The organism is Nocardiopsis sp. NPDC006139 (assembly GCF_040614155.1).
Classification (GTDB): Bacteria; Actinomycetota; Actinomycetes; order Streptosporangiales; family Streptosporangiaceae; genus Nocardiopsis; species Nocardiopsis changdeensis.
In genome coordinates, this window is record NZ_JBEXTT010000011.1 from 72227 (window position 1) to 94627 (window position 22401).

Here is a 22401-nt window from a genome sequence, read left to right on the forward strand (position 1 = left end):
ATCGCCCGGGGATCAGACCTGCGGCAGCATACTCGCGACCTCGGCGGCCCCGGTACGGAAGAGCCTCCCCGGACCGTTCGCCCGCGGCCGGGCGTCGCCGGCCAGGCGCAGCCCCTCCCAGATGCTCACCTGGTTGGCCGTGAGCACGGTCTTGCCGAGCAGGGCCTCCAGCGGCTCGATCAGGTGCGCGCTGTGCAGGGCGGTGTCCGGGACGAGCACGGCCCCCGCGCGCGGGTGGTCGTTGGAGATGACGAAGTCGACGACCTCGTCCGGGTCGAGGTGGGCGACCTCCGCGGCGGTGGCGATGCCGTGGCTGGCCAGGGACACCACCTCGACCCCCGCCGCGGCGAGGAAGCCGACGAACCGGTCGGCCACGTCCTCGGGGTACGTGGCCGCGACCGCCACCCGGGACACCCGCAGCCCGGCCAGGGCGTGTACGAAGGCCCACGAGGTGCTCGACGCCGGCGTCCCCGCCGCCCGCCGGACCCACTCGACCTGGCGGAGCGACCCCTCCGGGCCGTACACGAAGCTCCCGCTGGTGCAGGCCCAGACGGTGGCGTCCACCCCCAGCGCCGCCGCCTCCCGGGCGCCCTCGGCCAGCACGTCCTCGCCGCCGATGTCGAGCAGCGCGTCCACGCGGTGGGCGTCCTCGCGCATCAGGGTGTGCACCACGGGCAGTTCGACGCCGTCGCCGAGCAGGCCCTCGTAGGCCTTGTAGTCGCTCTCCGCGCTGTGCCCCGGGTAGAGGAATCCGACGCGGGTCATGGTGTCCTCCTCACTGTGGCCTCCCGCCACGGGTTCACGCGGCGCTGGGCGCCGCGGTCTCGGCCAGGCTCTGCCCGAGGGCCACGGGGCGCCGCCCCACGGCGCGCAGCAGCGCCCACATGGTCACCTGGTTGGCCGTGACCACCGGTTTGCCCAGCTCCCTCTCCAGGGGGGCGATGATGTCGTAGGTGAGCACGTTGGTGCAGCTCACGAAGACCGCCTGCGCCTCCGGCCGGTCGGCCTCGTGGACCGCGCGGGCGATCACGTCGTACGCGACCCGCCAGATGTGCTCCAGCAGCCCCAGGCCCACGCTGGAGGTCACACCGACGCCGTGCTCCCCCAGGTAGCCCAGGAGGCGGTCGGTCACCTCGTCGACGTAGGGCGTGACGACCGCGACGCGTTCGGCGCCCAGGAGGGCCAGCGCCTCGATCAGCGCGCCGGAGGTGGTGACCGCGGCGGGCGCGCCGGCCTCGGCCATGGTCCGGCGCAGCTCCCTCTCGCCCGCGGCGCCGTGGACGAAGCTCCCGGAGGCGCACATGTAGCCGACCGCCGAGGGCTCGGGGGTGAGCAGCGCGCGGACCGCGGGCGTGACGCCCTCCGGCAGGCACAGGGCCGCCGCCTGGTCCACCGTCACCGGGACGTGGACGTAGGGCAGGCGCGTCATGTGCAGGGACACGTCGTCGGGCGTCCACCGCCACAGTTCGCGGTCGAGCGCGAAATCGTAGGGCGCCACGATCCCCACCCCGGTCTGCAGCGGGGTCGGGCGTTCGGCCGCCGGTCCGTCGAAGGGCTCCTGGACGAGCATCGGTCGCTCACCTCCTCGGTTCTTCCTGTCGTGGCCCGCAGCGCGGACGCCGTCAGCGGTCCAGTCGTTCGTAGACGAGGCGTTCGCCGACGCTGCCGGAGCGCCAGACGTCGTCGCACGCCTTCGCCATGGCGGGGAGGTTCTCCACGACGGTGGCGAACACGTTGCCGGGCACCCACCCGACGTCCCCGTTGAGCAGCAGGTTGTTGCGGCCGTAGAAGAGGGCGAGGTCGATGACCCCGGGCAGGTGGCCGATCCCCTTGTCCTCCTTGAAGGCGCGGTCGAGCATGCCCCCGTCGAAGGAGAAGTAGACGACGTCGCCGGGGATCGGTGTGACCGTGGGGTTCTCCAGGCCGGGTTCGGCCGCGGCGAACCTCGGCACCATCGTGTAGACCTCGTTGCGCGCGTACTTGGCGTGCTGGACGGCGTCGCCCTGGGGCAGCGACTCCCACACCGCCTCGCAGGTGCGCGGCGCGTCCTGTTCGAGGAGTTCCGCGACACAGGACACCCCGCGGAGGGGCAGGGTGATGCTCATGTACCTGGGCACTGGGGTTCGGGGTCCCTTCGGTGGCGGCCGGGCGACGGGGTCGGGACCGGCGGGACGGTGTCCGGGCACCCGGGGATCCTCCGGGTTGTTGATTGTCGACAATCTTACGATCCAGGGCTCCCCCGATACAAGAAGGAGGTCGGAGCGGGATCGGGGGCGTCCGGATCGCCGAAGGGATATCGGTTTGTCGATTGTTGACAATCCCAGGTCCGCTTTCTAGCGTGGCCCGTGCGGGGACCGCCGTGGGCCCCGCCAGCGTTTCCCTGACGCCGACCGGAGAGCGCGAGGCCCGTGAACAGTGCCGCCCCTTCCCCGCCCGACAGCCCCCGGCTGCTGATCCTGCACGGCGACGACCTGCCGCCGGGCCGGGAGCGGATCGACGGGCACCCGGGCCTGGGCGAGGCCGTGTACGCCACCGCCGACGACCTCTCCGCCAAGCTGCCGGGCACGCACTTCCTGCTGGTCTGGGACCTGTTCTCCGAGGCCCTGGCCGCCGCCTGGCCCAAGGCCGACTCCCTGGCCCGGGTCCACGCGGCCACCGCCGGGGTCGACAACCTCATGTTCCCCGGCCTGGTCGAGTCCGACGTGGTGGTCACCAACTCGCGCGGGGTCTTCGAGCAGCCCATCGCCGAATACGTCCTGGGCCTGGTCATCGCCTTCGCCAAGGACCTTCCCCGCACCCTGGAGTACCAGCGCGAACGCCGCTGGGAGCACCGTGAGACCGAACGGGTGGCGGGCTCGCGCGCCCTCATCGTCGGCACCGGCCCCATCGCCCGCGCCACCGCCCGCCTGCTCACCGCCGTGGGCGTGCGGGTGCGGGCCTCGGGCAGCCGCGCCCGCACCGGGGACCCCGACTTCGGCGACGTGGTGCTCTCCAGCACCGCCGAGCGCGGACCGCAGGGGGAGCCGACCCTGTTCGGCGAACTCCCCGCGGCCGACCACGTGATCGTCGCCGCCCCGCTCACCGACGCGACCCGCGGCCTGGTCGACCGCACCTTCCTGAACCTGATGAAGCCCACCGCCCGGCTCATCAACGTGGCGCGCGGACCCGTCGTCGACCAGTCGGACCTGGTCGTCGCCCTGGACTCCGGCGTCATCGCGGGGGCCGCGCTGGACGTGTTCGAGCGCGAGCCCCTCAAGGCCATCGACCCGTTGTGGGGACTGCCGGGCTCGGTGGTCTCCCCGCACATGGCGGGGGACGTGATCGGCTGGCGCGAGGCGCTGGTCGACCTGTTCCTGGACGAACTCTCCCGTTACCTCGACGGGCGCGAACCGCGCAACGTCGTCGACAAGCGCCGGGGCTACGTACCCGGCTGAGCCCCTACCGGGAGGCCGAAGTGACGATCCGTTCCGACTCGACCGCCGCGGCCGCATCGGCGCCCGCCGGCGCCCGGGCGCACGCCGGTCCGGTGGCCGACCCGTCCGCCGCGTCCGCCGAGGACCTCCTGGCCGCCTACGCCGCCGGGGACGCCTCCCCGGTGGAGGCGGTCGAGGCGGCCCTGGCCCGCATCGACCGCACCGAACCCGTCCTCAACGCCTTCTGCCTGGTCCTGGCCGAGGAGGCCCGCGCCGCCGCCCGGGAGTCCGCGGCCCGCTGGGAGCGCGGGGAGCCCCTGGGACCGCTCGACGGGGTGCCGGTCGCCGTCAAGGACGTCCACCTGCTGCGCGGCCACCCCACCCTCAAGGGCTCCCTGACCTCCCCGCGCGCCGGCGCCTGGGACGAGGACTCCCCGGCGGTGGCCCGGCTGCGGGAGGCCGGCGCGGTCTTCGTCGGCAAGACCACCACACCCGAGCTGGCCTGGAAGGCCGTCACCGACTCCCCGCTCACCGGGGTCACCCGCAACCCGTGGGATCCGGCGACCACACCGGGCGGGTCCAGCGGCGGCTCGGCCGCCGCGGTGGCCGCGGGCGCGGTCCCCATGGCCACCGGCACCGACGGCGGCGGCTCCATCCGCATCCCCGCCGCGTTCAGCGGGATCGTCGGGATCAAGCCCACCTGGGGGCTGGTCCCGCACTTCCCCGCCAGCCCCTTCGGCTCGCTGGCGCACACCGGGCCGATGACCCGCACCGTCGGCGACACCGCGCTCATGCTGGAGGCCATGGCCCGCCCGGACCCCCGCGACTGGGCGGCGCTGGCCCCGCCGGAGCCGGGCCTGGCCGACGTGCGCCTGCGCACCGACCCCGAGGACCTGGTGCGCGGGCTGCGCATCGCGCTCTCCCCGACCCTGGGAGGACTCGCCGTGGACCCGGAGGTGTCGGCGGCCGTCGCGGCCGCCGCCGACACCCTGGCCGACCTGGGCGCGCACGTGACGGAGGCCGACCCCGGCCTGCCCGACGCCCGGCCGGAGTTCCACGTGCTGTGGTACTCGGGCGCGGCCAAGGCCACCGAGCGCGTCACCGGGGCCGACCGCGACCTGTTCGACCCGGGCCTGGCGGAGATCATCGAGGAGGGCCTGGCCTATTCGGCGCAGGACTACCTGACGGCGATGGCGCTGCGGATGGAGATGGGCGCCCGGATGGGCCGTTTCCACACCGAGTACGACCTACTGCTCACTCCGGCGGCGCCGTTCGGGGCGTTCGAGGCGGGACGGGAGTGCCCGCCGGGTCTGGCGGGGGAGCGGTGGACGGTGTGGGCGGGGTTCAGCCACCCGTTCAACATGACCCAGCAGCCGGCGGCGAGCGTGCCGTGCGGGTTCACCTCGGCGGGGCTGCCGGTGGGGCTCCAGGTGGTGGGCCCCCGCCATGCCGACGCCCGGGTGCTGGCGGCCTGCCGGGCCCTGGAACTGGCCGGGGACCGCCGCTGAACGCGCTCCCGGAGGCGGGCGATCTCAGAGTTTTCGCCCGCAACTTGGGTGATATGTCCGCATACAGGACCTTTGTTGGGCGAGTTCTGTGTCATATGGCCCCCGCGCGCCCCCTCGCACGTACTACCGTCTATGCCGGAGACGTGTCCGAGGCGCGGCGACGCAGGGATGGCACAGGGATGAGGATGAGCGGCATGTCGGGCGGTGGCGGCGGGGGCGTTCACAAGCCCATCAGGGTGTTCCTGGTGGACGACCACGAGGTGGTCCGGCGCGGGGTCGCCGCGCTCCTGGAGACCGAGGACGACATGACCGTCGTCGGCGAGGCGGGCACGGCCGAGCAGGCGCTGGCCCGCATCCCGGTCGTGGTCCCCGACGTCGCGGTTCTGGACGTGCGCCTGCCCGGCGGATCCGGAGTCCAGGTGTGCCGGGAGATCCGCTCCGACCACCCCGAGATCGCCTGCCTCATGCTCACCTCGTTCGCCGACGAGGACGCCCTGTACGACGCCGTCATGGCCGGGGCCGCCGGCTACGTGCTCAAGCAGATCCACGGCGCCGACCTCGTGGGGGCCGTGCGCACCGTCGCCTCCGGCGGGTCGCTGCTCGACTCCGGCAGCACCGGGGCCATGATGGAGCGCCTGCGCGGCGCCCAGGCCGAGCCCGACCCGCTGGCCGAGCTGACCCCGCAGGAGCGCCAGATCCTCGACCTCATCGGCGAGGGCATGACCAACCGCCAGATCGGCGAGCGCCTCTACCTGGCGGAGAAGACCGTCAAGAACTACGTGTCGGCCCTGCTGTCCAAGCTCGACCTCAAGCGTCGCACCCAGGCGGCGGTCCTGGTCGCCGAGCTTCGAGGCCGCCGCTACTAGGCCGTGCCTTCGTGAATTCCCGCCGCATCGCGGCCCGCCCGTAGCCCGCCACCGCCCCCAACGGACGGCCTGCGGCCGCAGCCCGGCCGCCTTGCCCGGCGTCCTTCGAGGACGGGGACCCTCGGTCCCGCGCCGACACCCCCGCCCGCCCGTCGAGTGGCGGAAGGTCCTCAACGGACGGCCTGCGGCCACGGGCCTCCCTCGGGGACGCCTCCTCCGGGCCTCCGGAACCCCGCCGGGCGCCTCACGCGCCCCCGGCGGCACAGGAGGGCGTCCGGAGAACGGGACCTGCGCCCGCCGGCGCCGTGCGGCCCGACGGCGCGCCTCACTGGAAGGTGTCGAACGGCGGCGTCCCGTCGTCGGGCACCGGCACCTTCCAGGTGAGCACCGTGCCGCCGGTCCGCGCGCGCCGCGCGGAGAACCCGCCGCCCAGGGGCCTGGCCCGGTCGTCCATGTTGCGCAGCCCGCTGCGCCGCCCCTCCTCGGGCAGGCCCACGCCGTTGTCGGTGACGGTCAGCGTCAGCGTGGTGGGCCGACCGGTCGTCGCCGTCTCCTCCACCGCCACCGACACGTGCACCTCCGAGGCGCGGGCGTGCCGGGCCACGTTGCTCAGAGCCTCGCCGAGCACGGCCAGCAGCTGCTCGCCGACCTCGTCGGGGACCGAGGCGTCGATCGGCCCGTCCAGGCTCACCCCCGGGTGGCAGCCCAGGCTGTGGGCGGTGTTCTCGGCCAGCTTGAGGATGCGCCCGCGCAGCGAGGTGTCCTGGCGGCTGGGCGGGTTCTGTAGCGCGAAGATCGTCGAGCGGATCTCCCGGATGGTGGAGTCCAGCTCGTCGATGGTGCGCTGCACCCGCTCGGCCGCCTCCTGGGAGGGGATCAGCCGCATCGTGCTCATCAGCGTCATCGCCGACGCGAACAGCCGCTGGATGACCACGTCGTGCAGGTCCTTGGCGATCCGGTCGCGCTCCTCCAGCACCACCAGGCGCTCGGTGTCGTGCCGGGCCTCGGCCAGCTCCAGCGCTATGCCCGCCTGGACGGAGAACGAGTGCAGCATCCGCCGGATCGCCGAGGGGAACGGCGCCCGCTCCGACAGCTTGCCCAGCAGCAGCACGCCGCGGGTGTTGCCCGGGGTGCCCAGCGGCACCAGCAGCCCCGGGCCGTAGCCGCGGTGGGTGAGCATCGGGCAGTTGGCCTGGCCCAGGTCGGGGATGCCCATCGGCTCGCCCGACTCGTACACCTGGCCGCAGACCGAGTCGTGGATCTCCACCGGGGTGCCCAGGATCTCCTGCGCGACGGGGCCGTCCGCTATCTCGGCGAACAGGTGACCCCGGGCGCGCGGGTCCGGGAGCAGCACCACCGCGGTGTCGGCGCCGCCGATCTCGCGGGCCTGCCCGGCCAGGTAGGCCAGGACGTCGTCGGCGGTCGCGCCCGACAGCAGCCGCGTGGTGATCTCGGTGGAGGCGGCCAGCCAGCGTTCGCGCAGCCGCGCCTCCTCGTACAGGCGCGCGTTCTCGATGGCGACCCCGGCGGCCGTGGCCAGGGCGGTCACCACCGCCTCGTCCTCCTCGTCGAACTCGCCGCCGTCCGACTTCTCGGTGAGGTAGAGGTTGCCGAACACCTCGTCGCGCACCTGGATCGGCACCCCGAGGAAGGTGGTCATCTGCGGGTGCCCCTCGGGGAACCCGCCGAAGTCGGGGTGGTCGCGCAGGTCCGCCAGCCGCAGCGCGGTGCGCCCGAACAGCGGGGCCGACAGGACCCCCTTGCCGTGCGGGAACCGGGAGATGCGTTCGGCCTGCTCGCGGGTGACCCCCACGGGGATGAACTCGCTGAAGCCGCCGTCCTCGTCGACGACCCCCAGGCCGGCGTACCGGGCGCCGACCAGCTGGGCGGCCATCTCGGTGAGCCTGCGCAGCACGGTCGCCAGGTCGAGGTCGCCCCCGATGGTCAGCACCGCCTGGAGCAGGGAACGCGTCCGGGCCTGGTCGGACATGCCGTGGCGCAGGCCGGGCACGTCGGTGAGGAGGTCTTCGAGGGAGTCGGGGAACAGCCGGGGGCTCTGGGGGAGCTCGGTCATGTGTCGGTCAACCTCCGCAGAGCCGGTCGGGCGGTCTCGCAATGCGCGCTTTTCCTCGGGCCTATATAGGTGAATTGTCGTTGTTTTTTTCCGGATTTGCTACATCTGCGGGAGGAGAGGGGATCCCACCTGGGCGGGAATTCTCGCGGAAACGCTCCGTGGTCTCTCCGTTGCATGCTAACGTCGCTCTCGTTCGGCGCAGGGGCGATCGCGATGATCCCCGCGCCACACCCCTGATCGGCCCCGCCCTGCGCGGCGCCTCCCGCACCGGCGGCCCCGCCCCGGTCGCGGCCGAACCCCCCGGTCCACGGCGGAAGGAACCCCGGTGTCCACAGTCCACGGTAATGCGAGCGCCGACGGCGCCCGTACCGCCGTGTGCTCCGCACCGGTCCTCCGCGCACTGATGCTCGCCGCCCTCGTGGCCGGCGCGCTGTGCGCCCTGTGGCTGGCCGGGGCCGCCCCGGCCGGGGCGGCGGAGAAGCCGGGCGCCGACATCGCGGTGCCCGCCGGGGCGCTCGACCCCGACACCGCGGTCACCGACCTGGGCGCGCCCCTGGCCGACACCGTCGCGACCGTGGGCACCGGGGTCGACCGGGCACGCCAGGCGCTGGAGGAGCCCGCCGCCGAGCAGGCCCCCACCGCTCCCGAAGACGTGGCCCGCCACCTCGACGAGACCGTGCGGCAGGTCGTCACCGCCCCCGTGGCGGAGGCGGCACCGCTGCCCGAGCCGTCCGAGACCGTTCTGCCCGACCCCGCCCGGGACACCGAGCGGCCCCGCGAGGACGGCCCGCGTCAGCGGGACGCCGCCGAGGCCGCTCCGGCGGAGCCCGCCCTGTCCGTGACGGGCGCTCCGGCGGTCGCCCCGACCGCGGCGGAGCGTTCCGCCGCCGAGGCGGGGTCCGTCGCCGACACCGAGACCGCGGTCGCCCCGGCGCCCACGGCCTCGGGCACCACCGCCTCCCCGACGGCCCCCTCGGGGTCCGCCGCCCAGGGGGGCGCGCTCATCGCGGGTTACCTGTCCGCCCCCGGGGCCCCGTCCCCGGCCCCCGGCCTGTTCGAGGCCGCCCGGCACGTCCTGCGCTCGGTTCCGGCCGAGGACGCCGACGAGCCCACCTTCTCGCCCGACTAGCGCGGCGTTCCCGGTCGCACGCCGACCGCTCTCCTGGCACACCCTTCCCAGCGGCGGAACGCCCCGTTCCCGTACTCGCGAGTGATCGCTTCCGCACCCTCTGGGAGTTGATGTGAGCCGCGCGCCCGAACGCGCGGTTCACATCAGCCGACGGCCCGCCAGGTCGCCCGCTGAGAAACCGAGCACCTCCCTCCTGGCCAGGGGAGTGGCTCACCGATCGAGAGACAGACCACGCGCCGCGGAACGCGGCCACCCCGGAAGGACTCCCATGAACACCACCGCCCGCACTTCAGCCAAGACCCTGCTCGTGGCAGCCGGCGCGGCGGGATTCATCGCCTTCGGCTACGGGTTCTCCTGGGCCGACACCCTCGGCGGTGTGACCGACGGCCTCCCCCTGAACGACCTGGGCGGCCAGGTGCCCGCGACCCTCACCGAGGGCATCGGCTCCCCGGTCGGCGACCTGGCCAGCGTGCAGCCCGGCACGATCTCCGCGACCCCCGACGTGCAGCACAACTCCGCTCCCACCGGCGGCCTCACCGACGGCCTGCCCGTCGAGGCCCCGCTGGCCCTGGACGGCAACAGCACCGACGTGGGCCTGGACACGCTCACCGGCGCCCTGCCGGTGGACGCCCCGACCGTCCCGCAGAGCGGCGCCCTCGACCCGGTCACCGGAGCCCTCGGCGGGCTGGGCCTGCTGGACGCGGTCGGCCTGGGCACCGGCGGCACCCTGCCGCTGAGCCACTCCGCGCAGAGCCCCCTGCCCCTGGAGGAGACGGTCGCGCAGGTCGAGGGCGCCGTGACCGAGCTGGGGGCCCACGAGGCCGCCGCCGGGCTGACCGAGCTGGACGCGGCCTCCCTCGGCGAGGCCGTCCCCATGAACGGCCCGGTGATGCCGGTCAACGGACAGAACACCGACATCAGCGGCGGTGCCGCGGGCGTCGTCTCCGACCTGGTGCTGGGCGGGTCCGCCACCACCCTGCCGCAGACCGCGCCGGTGGACTCGCTGCCCGAGCTGCCCGAAGCGCCGGTGACCCTGCCCGCCGGGGACCTGGCCCCCCTGCCCCTGCCCGCCGACGTGGCCCGGCAGAGCGCCCCCGTCGACTCCCTGCCGGAACTGCCGGTGGGCCTGCCCGCCGAGGTGCTGCCGCAGACCGCGGTCACCGACTCCCTGCCCGAGCTGCCCGCGGTCGAGGACGTGACCTCGACCCTGCCCGCCACCGACGCCGTCGGCGGCGACCTGGTCGGCGTCGACGGCCTGCCCACCGTCGGCGAGCCCACCGTGGACGGCGCCCCGATCGGCGCCCTCGCCTAAAGCCCCACCGGGAAGCGCGCCCGCAGGTCGTGGCGGGCGCGCGGCACCCGGGGCGGAAGCGGGGCCGGTCCGCGCGGCGGCACCGAAGGACTGTGGGGGTTCCTCGGCGCACGCGGCACGCGGAGGCATCCGCCGCCCCGGGCGCACCGCGGCCCCGGACACCGACGGGTGTCCGGGGCCGCTCTCTGTTCGGTGCCGGTGCGCGGCTCCTCTAGTACGCCTCCTCGCCGGTGCCGAAGCCCAGGCCGTCCGCGCACGGGTTCGAGGTGGCGTCGCGCCCCTCGCCGGGGCGGGCCGCGTGCGGTTCGGGCGACGGCGAGTCGCTGGGGGAGTCGACCGCGCTCGGCGAGGCGCCCGGCGGCTCCGCCGGGACGGCCGCCTCGTCGGCCGCCATCAGCGGCGGCAGCGGGCGGTCCTCGCGCACCGCGGTGAACAGCTCCTCGGCCCGGTCCTCGTGCCAGAGGATGCGGTTGGGGTCGAAGGGCGCCTGGTACCAGGGGACGGTGTGGAACTCGATGTCGCTGAGGTCCACGTCGGACAGCGACACCGCGATCGACAGCATCCGGTCCAGCGTCAGCCGGCTGTCGGTGGCGCTGTGCGTGGTCACCGCGGTCAGCATGCCGTGCAGTTTCCGCGGGTCGGACAGCACCTCGCCCCGCATGGCCTGGTCGGCCAGGGCGGCCATGAACATCTGCTGCCGGTCGATGCGGCCGATGTCGCCGCCGTCGCCGATCTCGTAGCGGGCGCGGACGAACGACAGCGCCTGGTCGCCGGTGAGCGTCTGCTGCCCGGCGGGGATGTCGAGCTTGGAGCGCTCGTCCTTCATCGGCTCGGGAATGCAGATGTCCACCCCGCCGATGGCGTCCACCACGTCGCGGAAGCTCATGAAGCTCAGGTGCACGAAGTGGTCGATGCGGACGTCGGTGAGCGACTCGATGGTGCGCACCACACAGGGCGGTCCGCCGTGGTACATGGCGGCGTTGATCATGCCGAAGTAGCCGTGGGTGCCCTCGGCGGTCCCGTAGGGGTCGCACTGGGGCAGGTCCACCAGGGAGTCCCGGGGGAAGCTGATCACCGAGACCCGGTCGTCGGGCGAGATGTGCGCCAGCATGATCGAGTCCGAGCGCTCGCCCTCGAACTCGGTGGTGTAGGCGGTGCTGCCCTCCTCGTAGCCGTCGGAGCCCATGAAGAGGATGTTGACCGCGTCGCTGATCTTCTCGGGGCGCTCGCCCTCGTCGAGGGCCGCCTCCAGGTCGTGCTGGACCATCCCCGAACGCAGCGAGTGGTAGTAGCCGTAGGCGGTGGCGATCCCGGCGGTCAGCAGGACGGCCAGGCAGGCGGCCGTCCAGACGACGACCCGCCGCAGCCTCCGGCGCCCTCCGCCCCCAGCGGCACCCGCCCCTCCTCCGGCTCCGCCGCCGGTTCCGCCTCCGCCGGCTCCGGAGCCCGCTCCCGCGGGGCCGTCCCCGTTCGCCGCGGAGGCACCGTCCGCGCCGCCGGCGTCGTCGCCGTCGTCGGCCGGATCGTCGCCCCCGTCCGTCCCGGACCCCTCCGGGCCGGCCGTCGCCTCGGCGACGGCGGGGCCCCCGCCCGGGCCGCCCGCGGCGGCTCCGGCGGCCGTGACCGCGACGGCGGTCCGCGCCTGCCGGGCGGGCGGGGCGGACACGGTCGCGGGCACGGGCGCAGTGTTGATGATCAGGGGCGCGGAACGGGTCGGTGCGACGGCGTTGACCAGGGCCATCACGTCGTCGTCCTCCGGCGCGGCCGGCTCCTCGCGGCCGACGCGCTCCAGGCGGCCGGAACGGCCGATGCGCCAGGCCGGTTCGGCGCGCTGCCCGGCTGCGCCCGCGTCCTGCCCGGTCGTGTGCTCCGAACCCGTCTCGGGGCTCGGCTCCGGTGTGGTGTCCGCTCCGGTTTCGGTGGCGGCGTTCTCGTCAGCGGTCATCGTGCAATCTCGGTGAGTTCGGACGGCGGGACGTGCCAACGGTCGGACACCGACCCGGAGGAACGGGTCACGGGTCCGTGTTCGTGGGACGGCGGAGGTCGCGCGCGGTGTGGATACGGGAAGCCGTGGGGCGGGGCGTCGTGGCGTGCGGCGTCCCGGGGGGACGGGGGTGTGCGGCACGGAGGGCACGGACGACGGGGGATCCCGCGTGTGGTGGAGATCCTAGGTGAAGTTCCCGCGGAGTGCGCGCTCGACATGTCCGAGCACGGGGCTGGTGACCGCAATTGCGCCGCACAATTCCTTCGCCGGTGTGCGCCGCCGGTCGGCGCGCGCATGTCCGACTTTCTCACCGGTGCCCGTAAAAAACACTTCTGACCCGCCGCCCTGACCAAGCCTTGGCCCGGGGCGACGGGCCGCCACGGGTCCCGTCGGGGTCAGTCGTCCCAGAAGGCGCTGCCCTCCTTGGCGGGCGCCTCCTCCGTCTTGGCCCCGGCCTTGGCGGTGCTCCGCCCCGCCGCCTTGGTGGTCTTGCGCGCCGTGGTCCCGCCGGAGGCCTTGCCCCCGGTGTGCCGGGGCCGCGCGGTGACCTGGCTCTTGGTGATGGGCTCGGCCGGGGCGGCCGGCGGGCGCGGCTTGTCCCCGGAGCGGATGCTCAGCGCCTCCTCCTCCACGCGGAGCATCTGCTTGACCTCTCCGGGCACCTCCGGCAGCCGCTCCGAACGCAGGTGGGCGCCGAGCACCTCCAGGGCGTGCTCGCACAGCAGACGGCGGGCGCGGTCGGCCCTGACCCCGCTCAGCTCCTCGAGCTCGGGCATCGCCCGCTCGCGCAGCAGCCGCAGCACGGCGGCCAGCCGCTCGCGGGTCTTGCGGTCGGTCATCGACATGACCGTGATCTCGGCCTCCGTCAGGAAGCCGTCGGCGGAGTCGGCGGAGTCGCGCTCGCCGATGAACACGCTGGTGAGCCTGCGGGCCGAGGCCCGGGACGCCTCGCGGACGTCGTTCCGGCGCAGCAGACGGGCCTGGAGGCCGGTCACGGCGACGCTGGCGACCAGGCTGATCGCGGCGCCGATCAGGATCAGGACGATCGGGTTCTCTAGGGCGTCTGGCACGGTTCGGATGACCTTTCCGGGCGGGGGTCCGCACGGTGGGAGCCGGGGGGGGGGTGCGGGGCGGGGGTCAGGTGGTGGGTGACTATTCGGTACGAAGGGGGTGCTTGTCAAGTGCGCCGAGGGCACGCGACGCGCCCGCGACGGCGTCGTCGCAGGTGGTTCGGGAGGGTTGTTCCCCCTTGCGCGGGATCTATCCGGCGAGGTACTTGTTCACGGCCTCGGGGGACAGGATCTCCTCGGCGACCATGGCGGCGCAGCCGCGCACGCCCGCCTCGTCCCACAGGGCGCTGGCCACCACCCGCAGCTGCCGGGTGGCCAGCGCGGTGCACCGCTGGAACACCATCTCGCGCACGCCCGCGACCAGGTGGTCGTAGGCCTCGGACAGGTCGCCGCCGAGCACGACGACCTCGGGGTTGAGCAGGTTGACGGCACCGGCCAGGGCCTCTCCCAGCCGCCGCCCGGCCCCGCGGACGAGGGTGACGGCGACGGGGTCCCCGGCGGCCGCCAGGGCCACCAGCTCCTTGAGGCCGGAGACCTCCCGGCCCTCCTCCGCGGCGAGTTCGAGCAGCCGGGGCCCGCCCGCGACGGCCTCCAGGCAGTCGGTGTTGCCGCACCGGCAGGGCAGCCCCTGCCCGTCGCGCACGGGGATGTGGCCGATCTCCCCGGCCGCCCCGAGGGACCCGCGCAGCAGCCTGCCGCCGGAGATCAGCCCGGCTCCGATGCCGGTGGACACCTTGACGAACACCATGTCGGAGGGGTGCCCGTGCCCGCCCGCCAGGTGTTCTCCCAGGGCCATCACGTTCACGTCGTTGTCGACCATGACGGGGACGGGGAAGCGTTCGGAGATCAGCGGGGCCAGCGGTACGCCCGCCCACTTCCCGAGCAGGGGGCGGTCGTCGGCGCGGCCGGCGTGGAACTCGACGGTGCCGGGCAGGCCGATGCCCGCGCCGCGCACCTCACGGGGGTCGCGGCCCAGGGAGGTGAGCTGGTCGGCCCAGGTCTCCAGCAGCCAGGGGACGGTGGTGTCGGGGCCGGAGGCGATGTCGGGGGATCCGGGGGTGCGCACGAGGATCTCACCGGCCAGATCGCAGACGGCGGCCTGGCTGCGCGCCATGCCCAGCGCGGCGGTGAGCAGGAGCCCGCTGTCGGCGTTGAACTCCAGCAGTGACGGGGGGCGTCCGCCGGTGGAGGCGGTACCGCTGCCCTCGACCACCAGGCCGCTGTCGATGAGCTCGGTCAGGCGTAGGGCCACGGAGGGGCGGGAGAGCCCGGTCGCACGGGAGAGTTCGGACCGGTTGGTCGCCGCGCCGGTGCGGATGAGCTCCAGGATGTGGCCGCTCGTGGTGGCAGCGGAGGACAGGCGTCCCGGGGTTCTGGCCATATCTCATTCAACCACTCGGTCAGGTTTCCGAATATGGGATCTTATGTAAAGAAGTGTTCTGAAGTGTGCTTGGTTTTTTACCATAGCTGGCCTTAAGGTCGAAAGGGACGAACGGACCACGCCTCATGGGACACCCCCGAACCCGGCGTACCCCGCACTTTCCTCAGTCCCTTCCGTCATTCCTCGCACGCTGGAGCACTCCGACATGCCGCAGCAGTCCGCGCCCCGCCCCACCGACCTGGTGGTCTTCGGGGGCACCGGCGACCTGTCCATGCGCAAACTCCTGCCCTCCCTCTACCTGCTGGACCGCGACGGACACCTCGACCCGCGCACCCGTGTCATCGCCGTCTCCCGCGACGGCCTCACCGACGCCGACCTGCGCGGCAAGGCCGAAGCCGCGGTCCAGGGCCACCACGCCGTCCGGGTCCCCGAACCCGGTGTGCTGCGCCGCTTCCTCGACCGCCTCTCCCACATCACCGTGGACGTCGGCGGCGACCCCGCCGGCTGGGCGGACCTGGCCGCAGCACTGGACCCCGGGCGCGACCGCGTCTTCTACCTCGCCGTCCCGCCGATGATCTCCGGCGCCATCTGCCGCGGACTGGCCGACGCCGGGCTGGTCACCCCGGACTCCCGGGTCGTCATGGAGAAGCCCCTGGGCCGCGACCTCGCCTCGGCGCGGGCCGTCAACGCCGAGGTCGGGGAGATCTTCACCGAGGAGCAGACCTACCGGATCGACCACTACCTCGGGAAGGAGACGGTGCAGAACCTCCTGGTGCTGCGCTTCGCCAACGTCTTCCTCGAACCGCTGTGGAACTCCCGGTGGATCGACCACGTGCAGATCACCGCCGCCGAGACCGTCGGCGTCGGCGGCCGCAAGGGCTACTACGACACCGCCGGGGCCATGCGCGACATGGTCCAGAACCACCTGCTCCAGCTGCTGTGCCTGACCGCCATGGAGCCCCCCGCCAGCTACGACCGCGAGGCCGTGCGCGACGAGAAGCTCAAGGTCCTCCAGGCGCTCAAACCCCTCACCGGCGAACACGTGCGCGAGGACACCGTGCGCGGCCGCTACGGCCGGGGCGACGTCCAGGGCACGGAGGTCCTCGGCTACCTGGAGGAGCCGGGCGGCCCCGCCGACAGCACCACCGAGACCTACGTCGCCCTGCGCGCCGAGATCGCCAACTGGCGCTGGGCGGGCGTGCCCTTCTACCTGCGCACCGGCAAGCGCATGGACCGGGCCCGCTCCGAGATCGTGGTGCGCTTCCGCGACGTCCCGCACACCATCTTCCCCGGCGCCGCCACCGGCGGCGGCAGCCTCGTCATCCGCCTCCAGCCGGACGAGGGCATCCACCTCACCATGCTGGCCAAGGCCCCCGGCGCGGGCGCGCTGCGGCTGCGGCCGGTCCCGCTGGAGCTGAGCTTCGCGGACACGTTCTCCACCCGCTCGCCCGAGGCCTACGAGCGGCTGCTCATGGACGTGCTGGCCGGAGACTCCACCCTGTTCATGCGCCGCGACGAGGTCGAGGCGGCCTGGCGCTGGACGGACCCCGTCATCGCCGCCTGGGCCGACCTGGACCTCGTCCCCGAGACCTATCCGGCCGGGAGCGCCGGCCCCGCGGGCGCCGACCGGCTCATCGGCCGCACCGGCCGCACGTGGTACGAAGAGGAGCAACCCCGATGACCGCGCACATCCCCGCAGTCCACCCCGTCGTCGCCGAGGTCACAGGGCGCCTCGCCGAGCGCAGCGCCCGGTCCCGCGCCGCCTACCTGGACGGGATCCGCTCGGCGGCGGACCCGGCCCGGCCCGCCCGCACGGCCCTGGGCTGCGCCAACCTCGCCCACGGGTTCGCCGCGTGCGGGGTCTCCGACAAGCTCGCCCTGGCCGGGGACGTCACCCCCAACCTGGCGATCGTCTCCTCCTATAACGACATGCTCTCGGCGCACCAGCCGCTGGAGGCCTACCCGGCGATCATCAAGGCCGCCGTCGGCGAGGCGGGCGGCGTCGCCCAGTTCGCGGGCGGGGTGCCCGCCATGTGCGACGGCGTCACCCAGGGCCGGGCGGGGATGGAGCTGTCCCTGTTCAGCCGGGACGTCATCGCCATGGCCACCGCCGTGGCGCTCTCCCACGACATGTTCGACGGCGCCCTGATGCTGGGCGTCTGCGACAAGATCGTGCCGGGCCTGCTCATCGGCTCCCTGTCGTTCGGCCACCTGCCGGTGGCGTTCGTCCCGGCCGGGCCGATGCCCTCGGGCCTGCCCAACAAGGAGAAGGCGCGGGTGCGCCAGCGCTTCGCGGAGGGCAAGGCCGACCGGCGCGAGCTGCTCCAGGCCGAGTCGGCCGCCTACCACTCGCCGGGCACCTGCACGTTCTACGGCACCGCCAACTCCAACCAGATGCTCATGGAGGTCATGGGCCTGCACCTGCCCGGCGCCAGCTTCGAGCAGCCGGGCACGGAGCTGCGGGAGGCGCTCACCGCCGAGGTCGGACGCCGCGTCCTGGCCAACACCGCCCTGGGCGACTCGCCCGTCCCGCTGGGCGAGCAGATCGACGAGCGCGCCGTCGTCAACGCCGTCGTCGCCCTGCTGGCCACCGGCGGCTCCACCAACCACACCCTGCACCTGGTGGCGATCGCCCGCGCCGCGGGCATCGAGCTGACCTGGGACGACTTCGCAGCCCTGTCGGAGGTCGTGCCGCTGCTCACCCGCATGTACCCCAACGGCGCCGCCGACGTGAACGCCTTCCACGAGGCGGGCGGGATGGCCTTCCTCATCGGCTCCCTGCTCGACGCCGGGCTGCTGCACGAGGACGTGCACACCGTCATGGGCCGCGGCCTGAGCGCCTACCGCCAGGTCCCCAGGCTCGACGACGGCGTGCTGAGCTGGATGGACGGCCCCAAGGAGAGCGGCGACACCTCGGTGCTGCGCGGCGCCGACGACCCCTTCGCCCCCGACGGCGGCCTGCGGATGCTCGACGGCAACCTGGGCCGCGCCGTCATCAAGGTGTCCGCCGTGGACGCCTCCCGGCACGTGGTCGAGGCGCCCGCCCGGGTCTTCGCCGACCAGGCCGAACTGCAGGCCGCGTTCACCGCCGGGGAGCTGACCGGCGACTTCGTCGCGGTGGTCCGCTTCCAGGGCCCGCGCGCCAACGGCATGCCCGAACTGCACAAGCTCACCCCGCCGCTGGCGGTGCTCCAGGACCGCGGCCAGAAGGTCGCCCTGGTGACCGACGGCCGCATGTCGGGCGCCTCGGGCAAGGTGCCCGCCGCCATCCACGTGTCCCCGGAGGCCGAGGCCGGCGGCCCGCTCGCCTACGTCCGCGACGGCGACGTCGTCCGCCTGGACGCCCGCGCGGGCACACTGGAGGTCCTCGCCGACCTGGCCGGACGCGAGCCCGCCCGGCCGAGCGTCGACTCCTCCAAGGGCACCGGACGGGAGCTGTTCGCCGCCATGCGCGCGGCCGTCGGACCCGCCGAGGCCGGCGCCGGGGTCTTCGGCCACTGACCGCGATCGAACAGGAGAACCTCCCCATGACGACGACGCCCCGCACGGGCGGCGACATCCTCGCCCTGGCCCCGGTGATGCCGGTGGTCGTCCTGCACGATGCCGAGGCGGCCGTGCCGCTGGCCCGCGCCCTGGTGGCGGGCGGCCTGCCCGGCATCGAGGTGACGCTGCGCACGCCCGCGGCCCTCGGCGCCATCGAGCGGATCGCCGCCGAGGTCCCCGAGGCCGTGGTGGGCGCGGGCACCGTGACCACCCCCGAGCTGGCCGGGGCCGCCGCCGAGGCGGGCGCCCGGTTCCTGGTCAGCCCCGGCGCCACCGACACCCTGGCCGCCGCCATGACCGACACCGGGCTGCCCTTCCTGCCCGGCGTGTCCACGGTCTCGGAGGCGCTGGCGATGCTGGAGCGGGGCGTCTCCGAGCTGAAGTTCTTCCCGGCCGAGGCCGCGGGCGGCGCCGCGTTCCTGAAGTCCCTGTCGGGCCCGCTGCCGGGGGTGCGCTTCTGCCCGACCGGCGGCATCACGCCCGCGTCCGCCCCGGACTACCTCGCGCTGCCCAACGTGGGCTGCGTGGGCGGCAGTTGGCTGACCCCGGCCGACGCGGTCGCCGCCGGGGACTGGGACCGGATCACCGGCCTGGCCCGGGAGGCCGCGGCGCTCTGAGGACGGACGAACGCCCGCACCGTGACCGCGGTGCGGGCGTTCGGTGTACCGGGCGCCGGCGGACCCGTGCCCGGGTGCCGGGTGCCCGGCACCGGGCTCAGTGCTCGGGCATGCGGAAGAAGATCATCGGGTTGTCCGTGCTGTCGCGCACGGGCTCGGCCAGGTCCAGGTCCTCGCGCAGCTCCAGCAGCGCCGTGTACGGGGCGGGCGCCCGCTTGCGGGAGACGGTCAGGTACTCCGCGGCCTTGCGCCGCAGCCACGCCAGCACGACCGCGCCCTCCGTCAGGGGCAGTGCCCGCCTGCCGTGGAACACGTCGTGGACGCTGACCGGGGTTCCCGGGGCGACCCGCGGGAACAGCTCGGCCAGGTACCAGCGCGCGAACCGGGCGTTGTGGGCGGCGTCCACGAAGAGGTAGCCGATGCCCTCGGGGACCTCGTCGAGGTTCCTGCGCACGTCCCCCCGGTGGAAGTGCCAGCGCCCCTCGGACAGGGACGCCGGGACGTTGGACAGCACGTTGTCGACGATGTCGAACGAGTGCAGGGTCCCGGTCCCGTTGTCGCGCAGGGCCGACAGGATCCAGGTGGTCGACCAGCCGTGGAAGGTGCCCAGCTCCATGACCGTCTCGGGCCGGGTCTCCCGCAGCAGCAGGTAGGTGATCTCGGCCTCGAGGTCGTCCAGCTGCGGGGTCATCCTCCCCCGGGTCTCCCACAGGAACTCGCGCTGGGCCTTTCTCACCTCCGCCAGCGGATCGCGGTACTTCCGGTACAGGTCACCGATCAGCGACAGGTCGATCGCGGCATCCCCCATGGCGGCCCCCTCGTCGTTCCCCGGCGCCCGGTCCGGGCGCGCTCACCAGTATCCAACGGAGCCGCTCCGCGGCGCCGCGCCCCATTCTCCCGGCGATTCCGTGCGTATGCCCCACGGTCGGGGAGGTCCACGGTCCGCGGGCGGTTCGGCCGGGGGTGCCGGGACGGCGCTGCCGGGGGCCGTTCCTCGCGGGAGCGGGGCCCGCCCGGTCACGGGCGGCGAAGGCCCGTGTCCGGGCGGGGTCAGTCCCGGGTGACGAAGGCCCCGGCGCGGGCGGCGTCGGCGGCGATGCGGGCGGCGCGGCGCAGGTCCGCGTCGGAGACGGGTTCACGGCCGACGAGGAGCCGGTGGTAGACGGGGGCGACGGCGCAGCGGACGACCTCCACCGCGTCGGTGCCCTCGGGCACCTCGCCGCGTTCGACGGCCTCGGCGACCACGGCCGCAGAGCGTTCGTGCCGGTCGGCCATGAAGGCCCGCAGCGCCTCGGCGGCCACGGGAGAGGCGAGGGCGGCGGCGATCGAGGCCGCCGACACGGCCCCCTCCGGGGCGTCGGTGAAGCCGTGGCGCACGTCCTCGGCCAGGGCCAGCAGGTCGCCTTCGAGCGTGCCGGTGCGGGTGGGCGCCCAGTCGTGCTCGCGGGCCGACCACTCCAGGGCGGCGGCCAGCAGACCGTCCACCCCGCCCCAGCGGCGGTAGACGGTGGCCTTGTGCACACCCGAGCGGGCGGCGACGCGGTCGACGGTCAGCCCGGCGTAGCCGTGTTCGCCCAGCTCGTCGAGGGTGGCCCGCAGGACGGCGGCGGTGTTGCGCGCGGTGCGCCCGCCCGGGCGGGCACTGCCCGGGGGTTCCGGAGTCGAAGTCATAACGCAACTGTAGTTGCATTTGCCCGTCCCGTGTGCCATCATCCTTAACGCAACAAGAGTTGCACCAATGACCTTCTGAAGGAGGAGGGATCCCGATGGGCCTCGTCGCACGCGTATCGCGTTCCGCCGTCCGTTCCCCGTTCCCCACCTCCGGGAGGTCCGCATGTCCCACACCGTCGTCGCCGCCGGCCTGGCGTTCGCCTGGCCCGACGGCGCGTCCGTCTTCTCCGGCCTGGACGCCTGCTTCGGCCCCGGGCGCACCGGGCTGATCGGCCGCAACGGCAGCGGCAAGTCCACGCTGCTGCGCCTCATCGCCGGACGGCTCGCCCCCGCGTCGGGCACCCTCGCCGTGGACGGCGACATCGGGTACCTCGACCAGCGGATCACCCTGGACACCGGGCGCACCGTCGCCGGGCTGCTGGGCATCGAGCCGGTCCGCGCCGCCCTGCGCGCAGTGGAACGGGGGGAGACCGACCAGGCGCACTTCGACGCCATCGGTGCCGACTGGGACATCGAGGAGCGCGCGCTGGCCCGGCTCACCCGGTTCGGTGTCGACCTCGACGGCCCGGACCCGCTGGACCGGACCGTCGGCACCCTCTCCGGAGGCGAGGCCGTCCTGGTCGGGCTGGCCGGGATCGCGCTGCGCCGACCCGCCGTCACCCTGCTCGACGAGCCCACGGACAGCCTCGACCGGCGGGCCCGGGAGCGGCTGTTCGCCGCCGTCGACTCCTGGCCCGGTGTGCTGGTGGTCGCCGACCACGACCGCGAGCTGCTGGAGCACGTCGACCGGATCGCCGAACTGCGGGACGGGGAACTGCGCACCTGGGGCGGCAACTACACGGCCTACGCCGAACAGCTCGCCGCGGAGCAGGAGGCCGCCCGGCGGACGGTCCGCGCGGCCGAGGCCGACCTGCGCCGGGAGAAGCGCCAGCTCGCCGAGGCCCACGTCAAGCTGGCCCGGCGGGTGCGGTTCGGGAACAAGAAGACCGAGACCAAGCGCGAACCCAAGGTCATCATGAACCAGCGCAAGCGCGAGGCGCAGGTGGCCGCGGGCAAGCACCGCATCATGCACGAGGAGAAGCTGGCCGAGGCGGGGGAGCAGCTGGCCCGGGCCGAGGCGGCCGTCCGCGACGACGCCGTCATCCGCGTCGACCTGCCCGGCACCGAGGTCCCCGCCGGACAGGACGTGCTGGAGCTGCGCACCGGCGGGGACCGGAGGCTGGTGCTGCGCGGACCCGAACGGGTGGCGCTGACCGGCCCGAACGGGGCGGGCAAGACCACGCTGCTGCGGGCCGTCGTCGGCCTGGGGGAGCACCCCGGGGCGGAGGTCGTCCACGTGGTGGACCGGGTCGGGTACCTGCCGCAGCGGCTGGACGTGCTGGACGACGACCGCAGCGTGCTCGACAACGTGCGCGACGCGGCGCCGGGCACCGATCCGCAGCGGATCCGGGCCGGGCTGGCGCGCTTCCTCCTTCGCGGCGAGCGGGTGGACCAGCGGGTCGGCGGGCTCTCCGGCGGTGAGCGGTTCCGGGTGGCGCTGGCCCGCGTGCTGCTGGCCGAGCGGCCGCCCCGGCTGCTCGTCCTGGACGAGCCCACCAACCACCTGGACCTCGACAGCAGGCTGCGGCTCACCGAGGCGCTGGCCGGCTACCGGGGAGCACTGCTGGTGGCCGGGCACGACCCGGTGTTCCTGCGCGAGATCGGGGTGACCCGCCGCTGGGAGGTCCGCCGCGGCCGCCCCCTCTGGGAGGAACCCGTGTGACCCCGCCCCGGGGCGGGGCCGGCGCCCCGTGTCCCGGCCCCGGAGCCCGCGCCGCCCGGGACGCGCGCGGC

Annotated in this window: 18 protein-coding genes; 9 read left to right on the top strand and 9 right to left on the bottom strand. The window is 74.3% G+C overall.

The window, feature by feature from the left end; all coding sequences use genetic code 11:
* Positions 1–12 precede the first annotated feature (12 nt).
* Genes ABZ249_RS16540 through ABZ249_RS16550 form a run of 3 tightly spaced genes read right to left on the bottom strand, consistent with a single transcriptional unit; the run spans position 13 to position 2105 of the window.
* On the bottom strand, positions 13–765 hold the full coding sequence (locus ABZ249_RS16540; RefSeq protein ID WP_355263159.1) for a maleate cis-trans isomerase: 753 nt from the start codon (positions 763–765) through the stop codon (positions 13–15).
* Positions 766–799: 34 nt separating this feature from the next.
* On the bottom strand, positions 800–1570 hold the full coding sequence (locus ABZ249_RS16545) for an Asp/Glu racemase (RefSeq protein ID WP_220563892.1): 771 nt from the start codon (positions 1568–1570) through the stop codon (positions 800–802).
* A 52-nt stretch (positions 1571–1622) separates the two neighbouring features.
* Positions 1623–2105, bottom strand: a complete 483-nt coding sequence (locus ABZ249_RS16550; protein WP_355263162.1) for a DUF3830 family protein — start codon at positions 2103–2105, stop codon at positions 1623–1625.
* 303 nt (positions 2106–2408) lie between these two features.
* Between ABZ249_RS16550 and ABZ249_RS16555 the strand changes: the two genes are divergently transcribed.
* The 3 genes from ABZ249_RS16555 (at position 2409) to ABZ249_RS16565 (ending at position 5787) form a co-directional block, all read left to right on the top strand.
* Positions 2409–3434: a D-2-hydroxyacid dehydrogenase gene (locus ABZ249_RS16555; protein ID WP_355263165.1), complete on the top strand. Its 1026-nt coding sequence runs from the start codon at positions 2409–2411 to the stop codon at positions 3432–3434.
* A gap of 92 nt (positions 3435–3526) precedes the next feature.
* Positions 3527–4921 carry an amidase gene (locus tag ABZ249_RS16560; RefSeq protein WP_355263505.1) on the top strand — a complete coding sequence of 465 codons (1395 nt, stop codon included), beginning with the start codon at positions 3527–3529 and terminating at the stop codon, positions 4919–4921.
* Positions 4922–5115: 194 nt separating this feature from the next.
* Positions 5116–5787 (top strand): response regulator transcription factor, encoded by a 672-nt coding sequence (locus ABZ249_RS16565; protein ID WP_220565410.1) that lies wholly within the window; start codon positions 5116–5118, stop codon positions 5785–5787.
* A gap of 325 nt (positions 5788–6112) precedes the next feature.
* Here ABZ249_RS16565 and ABZ249_RS16570 read toward each other — a convergent pair whose 3' ends face one another.
* Positions 6113–7861 carry a GAF domain-containing protein gene (locus tag ABZ249_RS16570; protein ID WP_355263168.1) on the bottom strand — a complete coding sequence of 583 codons (1749 nt, stop codon included), beginning with the start codon at positions 7859–7861 and terminating at the stop codon, positions 6113–6115.
* Between the two features lie 325 nt (positions 7862–8186).
* Between ABZ249_RS16570 and ABZ249_RS16575 the strand changes: the two genes are divergently transcribed.
* Positions 8187–8990 (top strand): hypothetical protein, encoded by an 804-nt coding sequence (locus ABZ249_RS16575; protein ID WP_355263171.1) that lies wholly within the window; start codon positions 8187–8189, stop codon positions 8988–8990.
* 268 nt (positions 8991–9258) lie between these two features.
* The gene (locus ABZ249_RS16580) at positions 9259–10302 is read left to right on the top strand and encodes a hypothetical protein (RefSeq protein ID WP_355263174.1); all 1044 of its coding nucleotides are present in this window, start codon (positions 9259–9261) and stop codon (positions 10300–10302) included.
* A 211-nt stretch (positions 10303–10513) separates the two neighbouring features.
* Here ABZ249_RS16580 and ABZ249_RS16585 read toward each other — a convergent pair whose 3' ends face one another.
* The 3 genes from ABZ249_RS16585 to ABZ249_RS16595 all read right to left on the bottom strand — a co-directional run bounded on the left by ABZ249_RS16585 (position 10514) and on the right by ABZ249_RS16595 (position 14737).
* Positions 10514–12247: an LCP family protein gene (locus ABZ249_RS16585; RefSeq protein ID WP_355263177.1), complete on the bottom strand. Its 1734-nt coding sequence runs from the start codon at positions 12245–12247 to the stop codon at positions 10514–10516.
* A 434-nt stretch (positions 12248–12681) separates the two neighbouring features.
* A complete protein-coding gene (locus ABZ249_RS16590) occupies positions 12682–13356 on the bottom strand; it encodes a hypothetical protein (protein ID WP_355263180.1) in 675 nt (224 codons plus the stop codon).
* 190 nt (positions 13357–13546) lie between these two features.
* The gene (locus ABZ249_RS16595) at positions 13547–14737 is read right to left on the bottom strand and encodes an ROK family transcriptional regulator (protein WP_355263183.1); all 1191 of its coding nucleotides are present in this window, start codon (positions 14735–14737) and stop codon (positions 13547–13549) included.
* Positions 14738–14942: 205 nt separating this feature from the next.
* Between ABZ249_RS16595 and zwf the strand changes: the two genes are divergently transcribed.
* Genes zwf through eda form a run of 3 tightly spaced genes read left to right on the top strand, consistent with a single transcriptional unit; the run spans position 14943 to position 18897 of the window.
* The gene (zwf, locus tag ABZ249_RS16600; protein ID WP_220563883.1) at positions 14943–16418 is read left to right on the top strand and encodes a glucose-6-phosphate dehydrogenase; all 1476 of its coding nucleotides are present in this window, start codon (positions 14943–14945) and stop codon (positions 16416–16418) included.
* Positions 16415–18238 (top strand): phosphogluconate dehydratase, encoded by a 1824-nt coding sequence (edd, locus tag ABZ249_RS16605; protein WP_355263186.1) that lies wholly within the window; start codon positions 16415–16417, stop codon positions 18236–18238. The genes zwf and edd overlap by 4 nt, the downstream gene beginning before the upstream one ends.
* A gap of 26 nt (positions 18239–18264) precedes the next feature.
* Positions 18265–18897: a bifunctional 4-hydroxy-2-oxoglutarate aldolase/2-dehydro-3-deoxy-phosphogluconate aldolase gene (gene eda, locus ABZ249_RS16610; protein ID WP_355263189.1), complete on the top strand. Its 633-nt coding sequence runs from the start codon at positions 18265–18267 to the stop codon at positions 18895–18897.
* Between the two features lie 97 nt (positions 18898–18994).
* Here eda and ABZ249_RS16615 read toward each other — a convergent pair whose 3' ends face one another.
* A complete protein-coding gene (locus ABZ249_RS16615; RefSeq protein WP_355263192.1) occupies positions 18995–19705 on the bottom strand; it encodes a class I SAM-dependent methyltransferase in 711 nt (236 codons plus the stop codon).
* 242 nt (positions 19706–19947) lie between these two features.
* Complete coding sequence (locus ABZ249_RS16620) at positions 19948–20568, bottom strand: TetR/AcrR family transcriptional regulator (RefSeq protein WP_355263195.1); 621 nt, start codon at positions 20566–20568, stop codon at positions 19948–19950.
* Positions 20569–20731: 163 nt separating this feature from the next.
* Between ABZ249_RS16620 and ABZ249_RS16625 the strand changes: the two genes are divergently transcribed.
* On the top strand, positions 20732–22330 hold the full coding sequence (locus ABZ249_RS16625; RefSeq protein WP_355263197.1) for an ABC-F family ATP-binding cassette domain-containing protein: 1599 nt from the start codon (positions 20732–20734) through the stop codon (positions 22328–22330).
* Positions 22331–22401: the final 71 nt, after the last annotated feature.